General features: G+C 56.9%; 8 protein-coding genes. 5 read left to right on the plus strand and 3 right to left on the minus strand.

Annotated features, from left to right (window positions below; all coding sequences use genetic code 11):
- Nucleotides 1–138: 138 nt before the first annotated feature.
- Nucleotides 139–738, plus strand: coding sequence for an AI-2E family transporter (locus AB7S84_RS15060; protein WP_428155459.1), 600 nt, complete (start codon nucleotides 139–141; stop codon nucleotides 736–738).
- Nucleotides 672–1,262, plus strand: a complete 591-nt coding sequence (locus tag AB7S84_RS15065) for an AI-2E family transporter (RefSeq protein ID WP_428155461.1) — start codon at nucleotides 672–674, stop codon at nucleotides 1,260–1,262. The genes AB7S84_RS15060 and AB7S84_RS15065 overlap by 67 nt, the downstream gene beginning before the upstream one ends.
- 43 nt (nucleotides 1,263–1,305) lie before the next feature.
- Here the strand turns inward: AB7S84_RS15065 and AB7S84_RS15070 are convergent, their stop codons facing one another.
- The 3 genes from AB7S84_RS15070 to AB7S84_RS15080 are packed head-to-tail and all read right to left on the minus strand — an operon-like array spanning nucleotide 1,306 to nucleotide 6,434.
- Nucleotides 1,306–2,388: an AI-2E family transporter gene (locus tag AB7S84_RS15070; protein ID WP_428155463.1), complete on the minus strand. Its 1,083-nt coding sequence runs from the start codon at nucleotides 2,386–2,388 to the stop codon at nucleotides 1,306–1,308.
- Nucleotides 2,378–4,060 (minus strand): transglycosylase SLT domain-containing protein, encoded by a 1,683-nt coding sequence (locus AB7S84_RS15075; RefSeq protein ID WP_428155465.1) that lies wholly within the window; start codon nucleotides 4,058–4,060, stop codon nucleotides 2,378–2,380. The genes AB7S84_RS15070 and AB7S84_RS15075 overlap by 11 nt, the downstream gene beginning before the upstream one ends.
- A 19-nt stretch (nucleotides 4,061–4,079) precedes the next feature.
- Nucleotides 4,080–6,434, minus strand: coding sequence for a penicillin-binding protein 1A (locus AB7S84_RS15080; RefSeq protein WP_428155467.1), 2,355 nt, complete (start codon nucleotides 6,432–6,434; stop codon nucleotides 4,080–4,082).
- Between the two features lie 331 nt (nucleotides 6,435–6,765).
- Here AB7S84_RS15080 and hisI point away from each other — a divergent pair, with 331 nt between their 5' ends.
- From hisI to AB7S84_RS15095, 3 genes are all read left to right on the plus strand, one after another.
- On the plus strand, nucleotides 6,766–7,143 hold the full coding sequence (hisI, locus tag AB7S84_RS15085) for a phosphoribosyl-AMP cyclohydrolase (protein WP_020877326.1): 378 nt from the start codon (nucleotides 6,766–6,768) through the stop codon (nucleotides 7,141–7,143).
- Complete coding sequence (gene hisG, locus AB7S84_RS15090; RefSeq protein WP_020877327.1) at nucleotides 7,140–8,015, plus strand: ATP phosphoribosyltransferase; 876 nt, start codon at nucleotides 7,140–7,142, stop codon at nucleotides 8,013–8,015. Before hisI ends, hisG begins: the two co-directional genes overlap by 4 nt.
- A gap of 9 nt (nucleotides 8,016–8,024) precedes the next feature.
- Nucleotides 8,025–8,393, plus strand: a 369-nt coding sequence (locus tag AB7S84_RS15095; protein WP_428155471.1) for an aminotransferase class I/II-fold pyridoxal phosphate-dependent enzyme, incomplete at its 3' end; no start/stop codon positions are given.

Consider the following 8,393-nt stretch of genomic DNA (forward strand, 5'->3'; position numbering starts at 1 on the left):
CGCCTCGGCAGACCTGGAACTGGATGCACCCGAGCAGAAAGTCTTATCGGACATCAAGCACGTTCTGGGGCTCTGAACATCGGTGGATGCGGTTCATCTCGCAGTGGTCCAGGAATTTTCGAGGGGCATCATGACATCATGGCATTGAACCACCGTCCCTACACCTTCGATCGCGTCGTTCGCGCGCTCATCTCCATGGGGTTTCTCTGGGGGATTATCTGGCTCCTCAACTATCTGAGCGATGCCCTGATCCCCTTTGCCGTCGCGCTGTTGCTGGCCTATATGATGAACCCCTTGGTGTCGTGGGTTCAGAAACGGATCAAAAACCGTCTGGCCGCGGTGTTGATCAGTCTCTTGATAGTCTTTTTCGTCCTGGGAGCCATGGCGGCGGTGATCATCCCCATTGTCGTAAGTGAGATCAGCCATATGGGACGGCTCCTCTCCAGGCTGGTCAACGACACGGACCTGGCCCGGCGGGCGGATCAGCTGCTGCCGAGGGATATCTGGGAGGCCGTCAAGACGGCTGCCGGCCGCCCCGAGATTCAGGATTTTTTTCGAACCGACAATTTCTGGAAAATTTTCGAAGCGGTGTCACGGCGGCTTCTTCCGGGGGTCTGGGGACTGATCACCGGGACGGCAAGCTTTTTGCTCGGAATCATCGGACTGGGGTGGTGGCGCTCTACGTGGTTTTCCTCCTGCTCGATTACGAGAAGGTCAGTGCCGGTTGGAAGGAGCTGATTCCACCGAATTATCGCGAGGCGGTGACAGGGTTCGTGGCGGATTTCGAATCGGCGATGAGTCGGTATTTTCGTGGCCAGACCGCCGTGGCCTTTATGTGCGGTATCTTGTTTTCGGTGGGCTTCGTCTGGGTGGGGCTGCCCCTTGGCATGCTTCTGGGTATGTTTGTGGGGCTGCTCAACATGGTCCCCTACCTTCAGATCATCGGCTTCGTTCCGGCATTTGTTCTGGCCGTTATCCACGCCCTCGAGAGCAACACCGACATCTGGTTGGTACTGGGAACGACCACTGCGGTTTTTGGCGTGGTCCAGCTGATCCAGGACGCCATACTGGTCCCCAGGATCATGGGCCGGGTCACCGGGCTCAACCCGGCCATGATCATGCTCTCCCTGTCCATTTGGGGAAAGCTTCTGGGGCTTCTGGGGCTTATCATCGCCCTTCCTCTGACCTACCTTCTGCTGGTCTATTATCGCCGGTTCCTCGCCTCGGTCAAGCCGGCCTCCGCATGCAGCATCGATACCTGAACAAGTGGCGGAACGGCATCCGCAGCCCTTAGAAGCATTGCGGTCACTGGTTGGCGGTCGATGTCCCGGATTCCAACGGCGGCTGCGGGTTTCCGACGATTTTTGCAGGCCCCAGAAGGACGGCGACCCATCGCGTGTCCGGACTGCTCTCCAGGGCGATCTTGACGGTCATGGTCAGCGGGATCGAGAGCAGCATGCCCACCGGCCCCAGCACCCATGCCCAGAAGACCAGCGAGATGAACACCACCAGGGTGGAAAGACCCAGGCGAATGCCCATCAGTCTGGGCTCGATGAAATAGCTGACGCCGATGTTGATGGCGGCATACCCGACTGCGATATACAGGGCGTGGGGCAGGTCGAACTGGATGAGGGCCATCAGGATGCCCGGGACGGCGGCGACGGCGGAGCCGATGTTGGGGATGTAATTGAGCAGAAATGCCGTGAATCCCCACAAATAAGGCTGTTTGACGCCGAGGGCCTTGAGCATCACCGCCACCAGGACACCGGTCAGGAGGCTGCACCAGGTCTTGACGGCAAGGTACCGCTTGACGCTTTCCGTGAACCGGGAAAATCCCGATAAGGACTCATCGGTGTCTCCCAGGGCGCTTCGCAGTTTCTGCGGCATCCCCGCCGCCTCGAGAAGGATGAAAATTACCGTGAGAAGAATCACGAACATGTTGGTCAGAATAGCGCTCAGACCGCCCAGAAATCCCCCGATGATCTTCATGACGGATCCTGTTTCGATGATGTCCGTTCCGGCGAACTGGGCGGTGTCGATACCGTGGCTCTCGAGCCATGCCATTATTCCCACGGCCTTTGCCTCGAATATTTTCTGGTAGTCGGGCAGGCTCATGGTAAAGTCCTTCAGGGCTTTGCCGATAAAGACGGACACCAGAAACCCCATGCCCAGGATGCAGACGGCCACGAGAATCACCGCAAGCGGCGTGGGCGCGCCGATGCGTCGAAGCCAGGAGAGAGGCGAGGTGCAGATCACTGCCAGAAAGACGGCGAGAAAAAACGGCACCAGGAGCGACGCCGCAGCCCGCATTCCTGCGACAATGATAACGAAAGATGCCAGGATAATAACAAATTTTAACGAGATGGATTCTTTGATGTCAGGATTCACAATTTCTCCTTTCCCGAAAAAATGGTTCACGGCCAGGGGACGATGCTTTCAGGGGGCGCTGTGGCATTGGGAGATGCCATGAACGATGGTTCCTGGAATCGGGGGCATGGCCCGCGCCTGTCTGGGGCAAATTGTGCAATTCATGAGCGATGGTGTTCGCCTCGAGGCGAAGCATCGCGAGATCGCCGCGATCTGTCATGGATTGGAAATAGAATTTGTAGGCTATGTAGTATTTGTTGATGTTGGCGACATATTCGACGGTTTCCCGCGGCGCTGTCTGTTCAACGTTGAGGAACCATCGGTTGGGATCGAGCCCTCGCTTTTCGGCTGCTTTACGCAACTGGATGATTTTTAACGGGCCGGCGTTGTAGGCGGCCCAGGAAAAGTCGACCTGGGCTGCCGGGGGGATGGCCGGATCGTTGAAGTAATGGTGGCGCAAGTGGTGAAGGTATTTTACCCCTGCGTGGATATTGTTTTCCAGCTGGTGGATGTCGGGGATACCGATGAGTCGGCTCGATGCGGTGTGGGGCATGACCTGCATGATCCCCACAGCGCCCTTGTGGCTGCGCTTGCGATGGTCCAATTCCGACTCCTGGTATGCCTGGGCGGCGATGGCGATCCAGTCGAAGCCGTAGCGGTCGCCATACTTTCTGAAGAGATTCATGACCTCCTCGAGCCTTTTCTGGGCCGATTCCGAAACCGGGTTTTTGATCCACCTGGCATCATGATAATACCGCTTGAACAGAAGGTTGCCCAGAAACGATCCCGTGCTGTTGTCTTTCAGGAAGCTGTCGATACTGGCCAGGAGCTGTGGGTTCTCCTTCCGGACGGCCCAGGCGATACTGCCGCCCACGTTGACGGTCAGGTCCGATCTGACGATGATGTTGGGGAGCACCTCGGCCCAGACCCGGGCAATGTGTTCGTCCGTCACCGCGACCGGCATGACGCCGGCGTTGACGAATTCGAGGAGATCTTCCGTCACCAGCCTTCCGTCCGGAAAGGCGATTTGCATGGGAGGAAGCCCTTCCCGGGAAAACAGTCGATTCAGCCGCCTGAGACAGGGCAGGTGCCCCCGGCCTTTGAGAACATGGACCTTCCGATCGGAGAGATCCTCGATGATCCGGATGTCGTCAATGGCCCGGTGATGCACGATCACCTTGTGGATTTCAGGGATGTAGGGGATGCTGAAGGCGATTTTTTCACGATCCTCTGTTGGTATGGTAAGGCCGGCGGCGGCGATGTCCCCGCGGCCGTCTCGGAGGGCATCGAGAACCCGCTCGAAGGGGACCGGGATGTAGATGAGCTTGATCTGGCGGTCGCGTCGTCGAATGTTTCGATTCAGATATTTTTCATAATTCTGAAGCAATTCGTATTCGAATCCTCGGGGTACGCCGTTATCGATAAAGAAATGGGTGCGGCTGTAACTGACGAGGGCCCGAATGATCCGTTTTTTCCGGAGCTCCTCCAGGTCGCCTTTGAAGGGCCTCTGGACGCGATAGATCACCTGCTCCGGAAAGCGCATCGTTGTTGTTGCCTCCCAGAGGACCGAGGGTGGAGCGATCTCTTTGGCGGGAAGGTTCAACAGAACGAGAATGAGCATCAGCGGCGCAAACCCAATATTCAGGATGGCCGCGGTTTTGCGGAGGGAGCGTCGTATAATGTTTTCTTTCAAAACGGCCTGATTCTCCGGTCTACATATCCATTTTGAAGAACTGCTCTTTCTCGGTTACGGCGTCGGCTCTTCTCGAATATCGAGTGGGAACGGTTCCTTCCTTGAAGCATTCGAAACGGGTTCGGGCCGTTCCCGGCACCGGCAGCAGACCGGTTTCCGCATCGATCCTGGAAAAGACGACGCCATTGGGAACGGTGAAGTCCTTCACCGGTCTTCCTTCGTGGACGGTCTGCATGAAATCGAGCCATATGGGGCTTGCCGCTCGGCCGCCGGTCTCCTTTGGACCGAGGGATTGCTCCTGGTCATGGCCGACCCAGACGCCGGCGATGTATTCCGCTGTGTATCCCATGAACCAGGCGTCGTTGAGATTGTTGGTGGTACCGGTCTTTCCCGCAACCGGGCGGTTGAGGGCGAGAACGTTCTTGCCGGTCCCTTCCTTGACGACGCTTTCCATGAGGCTCGTCATGAGATAGGCCGTCGCGCTGTCGAGGACCGGTTCACTGTCGAAGTTGATGCCCTCGACCTCCCGACCGTCGCGGTCGAGGATGCCCGTGATGAAGATGGGGTCCACCCGATATCCCTGGTTGGCGAATACGCTGTAGGCGGTCACGAGTTCGAGCAGGGAGACTCCCGAGGATCCCAGGGCGATGGAGAGGTTGCGACTGAGATCCGATTCGATTCCCAGCTTCCGGGCATAGTTGATGGCGTAGTCGACGCCGATCTTGTCCAGGAGATTGATGGTGGACAGGTTTCGCGAGTGGGCCAGCGCCGTGCGGAGAGAGTTTTTGCCGTGTATTTTCCGATCGTAGTTCTGGGGCTTCCATGTGATGTTCCGGTCCCGGTAAACAAAAACATTGTCGGAGATCTGCGAAGCCGGGGTGTACCCCTTGTCCAGGGCGGCGGCGTAGATGATCGGCTTGAAGGCGGATCCGGGCTGGCGCTTGGACTGGACGGCCCGGTTGAACTGACTTTTCTTGAAATCGGATCCGCCCACCATGGCCTTGACGAACCCTGTACCGGCCTCGATGCACAGGAGCGCGGACTGGGCCTGGGGCGCCTGTTCCAGCCGCAGCTCCCGCGATTCCTGTAAAGCGCCTTTCTCTGCCGAACGAACCCACACGACGTCTCCCGGGGTGAAGAGTTTTGCGGTGCGTCCATCCTTCTGTCCCCGCAAGGCCCATGACAGACTGTTAAACGGTATTATACCCGTACCCGCTCCGGTTTCGACGATGATTTCCTTTTTTTCTTCGGAGATGCCGCTTACCACCCCTTTGACGATGTCTCCCCGGTTCAGAGCATCGGTGCCGTCGGTTTCCGACAGCGCTTTCAGGAATCCGGGAACGTCACCGGGCGCCAGATGATCGACAGGCCCCCGATATCCGGAGTGGCGCTTGTCGAGGGCTCTCAGTCCCCGGTCGACAGCCTTCTGGGCGGCCTCCTGCATCTCGATGTTGACGGCGGTATAGATTTTAAGACCCTCCCGATAGAGGGCGTCCGCTCCGTATTGGTTTTCGATGTATTGGCGAATGTATTCGGTGTAGTAGGGCGCGGTTTCAAGGTAGAGATTCTGCCGGGAGCGGATCTCCAGAGGGGTGGAAAAGGCCTCGTCGGCGTCCGTCTGGGTGATGTATCCTTCCTCGATCATCCGCTTGAGGACGTAGCGTTGACGCTCCTTGGCACGATCCAGGTGCTTGTAGGGTGAATAGCGGCTGGGTGCTTGAGGAAGGCCGGCAAGGATGGTGCACTCGGCAAGGGAGAGCTCCCGGACGGATTTTCCGAAGTAGTTTTCCGCGGCGGCCGCAACACCGTATGCGCCATGGCCCAGATAGATCTGGTTGAGATAGAGAAAGAGGATTTCTTCCTTGGAGAAGGCGTTGTCGATGCGATAGGCCAGGATGGCCTCCTTGATCTTCCGGCTGAATTTTTTTTCAGGGGAGAGGAGAAACGACTTGGTGACCTGCTGGGTGATGGTGCTGCCCCCCTGGACGACGGTACCCGCCTCGACGTTCTTGATGGCCGCCCGGATGATGCTGACGAGGTCGACGCCCTTGTGCTCGAAAAAACGGGAATCCTCGGCGGCGATAAAAGCGTTGACGAGCATTTCGGGGATTTCCGGGTAAGGGATGACGATGCGCCGCTCCTTGAAAAATTCGGCGATCACCCGGTTGTCGTCGGAATAGACCGTTGAGATGACGGGGGGGCGATAGTCCTTGAGGGATGAAATCTGGGGAAGGTCTTCACTGAAATATTTGTACAGGCCAAACAAAAAGATTCCCGACCCGATCACGCCGAGAAAAAAAAGGAGGATTGCCCATCGGAACAACCGGCCGATGAATCTCCCGATTTTCGAAGCGTTCTGATCTCCGTAAACCATAGCGGCGTCCTTCGCTTTCATGTTGATGATGTTGTCAGAACTTCTGCTATCAGATATACAAAGGTTAGGCAAGCGACTTGCAATGGGAATAAAAAAAGAAATTGACTTTATGGGTCGATCTGGTTACAAACATCAGTTTTGATTCATGAAGAATAAATCACATGATAACTATGAAGTAAAACGGTGTGAACTGTCAAGCGGTCATCGAATAGGAACCGCTTGGGGTGAACGTTCGCCGTCGGATCGAAGCCCGGGAGACAGGCTCATGTTCATGGCGTGGCGTCTCCGGCAATCTGGATGGTGACGGCGACCTGTTATGAGAGGATAGTTGATGATAAGGTTGAATTTTGAAAAGATGGGCGGCCTGGTGCCCGCCGTCGTTCAGGACTACATGACCGGCGAGGTGCTGATGCTGGCGTTCATGGACGAGGAGGCCTGGACGCACACCCTGAAAACCGGGTTGGCTTCGTATCACAGCCGTTCGAGAAACACATTGTGGATCAAGGGGAAAACCTCCGGACATGTTCAGCGCGTGAAGGAGATCCGCATCGACTGCGATGACGACACCGTTCTGCTCAAGGTCGAGCAGGTCGGCGGCGCCGCGTGCCATACCGGACATCGCAGCTGTTTTTACCAGAAAATCGAAGACGGGCGGGTTACCATTGTCGGGGAGCCCGTATTTGATCCCAGGGAGGTATATAAAAAATGATAGAGCGGCTCAAACTCGGCGTTCCCAAGGGAAGCCTCCAGAACGCCACCATCGATTTGTTCAAACGCTCCGGCTGGAAGATCAACGTCAACGGGAGAAGCTATTTTCCCGAAATCAATGATGAGGCCATCGACTGCGCCATCTGCCGGGCTCAGGAAATGTCCCGTTATGTGGAAAACGGCACCCTGGATGCCGGTCTGACCGGCAAGGACTGGATCGCCGAAAACAGCTCGGATGTTCACGTGGTGGCGGATCTCGTCTATTCCAAGGTCAGCGCCCGTCCGGCCCGATGGGTTCTCGCGGTGCCCTATGACTCCGACATCAAGACCCTCCATGATCTCCAGGGCAAAAAAATCGCCACGGAACTGGTGGCCTTTACCAAACGGTATTTCGCTGAAAAGAACATCGACGTCAAGGTCGAGTTTTCCTGGGGCGCCACCGAAGCCAAGGTGGTCTCGGGCCTTGCCGACGCCATCGTGGAGGTCACGGAGACGGAAACCACCATCCGCGCCCACGGCCTCAAGATCATCCACGAACTGATGCAGACCAACACGCAGCTCATCGTCAATCACGAGGCCTGGAAGAAGCCCCGGAAGCGGGACAAGATAGAGCAGATCGCGTTGCTGCTCCAAGGCGCTCTGAGGGGTGAGAAACTGGTGGGGATCAAGATGAACGTCCCTGAAAAATGTATCGATCGGATTATTCCGCTGCTGCCCAGCCTGAACGCACCCACCATCGCCCATCTCTACAACTCTGATTGGCTTTCGGTGGAATCGGTGGTGGACGGCAGCGTGGTGCGAGACCTGATTCCCCAGCTCCTCAAAAACGGGGCTGAAGGGATCATCGAGTACCCTTTGAACAAAGTCGTATAAGGAAAAAAGATGATTTCTCGCAGACTCGACGGCATTTCGTCATTTATCGTCATGGATGTCCTGGAGCGGGCCAACGAGATGGAACGGGCCGGGACCCACATCATCCATCTGGAGGTGGGAGAGCCGGATTTCGATACCCCCCGGTGCGTCAACGACGCCTGCTGCAGGGCGCTCAAAAACGGCCACACCCACTATACCCATAGCCTGGGTCTCGTGGAGCTGCGAGAAGCCATCTGCGAGTATTACGGCAATACTTACAATGTTTCCGTCGACCCGGGTCAGGTGGTCGTCGGGTCGGGCACATCGCCGGTCATGTTCGCGCTCTTCGCGGCGCTGCTGAATCCCGGAGATCAGGTCATCATCTCGGATCCCCACTAT

This window comes from Desulfococcus sp. (assembly GCF_050178255.1).
GTDB lineage: Bacteria > Desulfobacterota > Desulfobacteria > Desulfobacterales > Desulfococcaceae > Desulfococcus > Desulfococcus multivorans.

What these genes read in the sequence shown, in the direction of transcription:
- hisG (WP_020877327.1), top strand. Translation starts at nt 7,140, where the DNA reads ATGATAGAGCGGCTCAAACTCGGCGTTCCCAAGGGAAGCCTCCAGAAC.
- hisI (WP_020877326.1), top strand. Translation starts at nt 6,766, where the DNA reads ATGATAAGGTTGAATTTTGAAAAGATGGGCGGCCTGGTGCCCGCCGTC.
- AB7S84_RS15080 (WP_428155467.1), bottom strand. Translation starts at nt 6,434, where the DNA reads ATGGTTTACGGAGATCAGAACGCTTCGAAAATCGGGAGATTCATCGGC.
- AB7S84_RS15060 (WP_428155459.1), top strand. Translation starts at nt 139, where the DNA reads ATGGCATTGAACCACCGTCCCTACACCTTCGATCGCGTCGTTCGCGCG.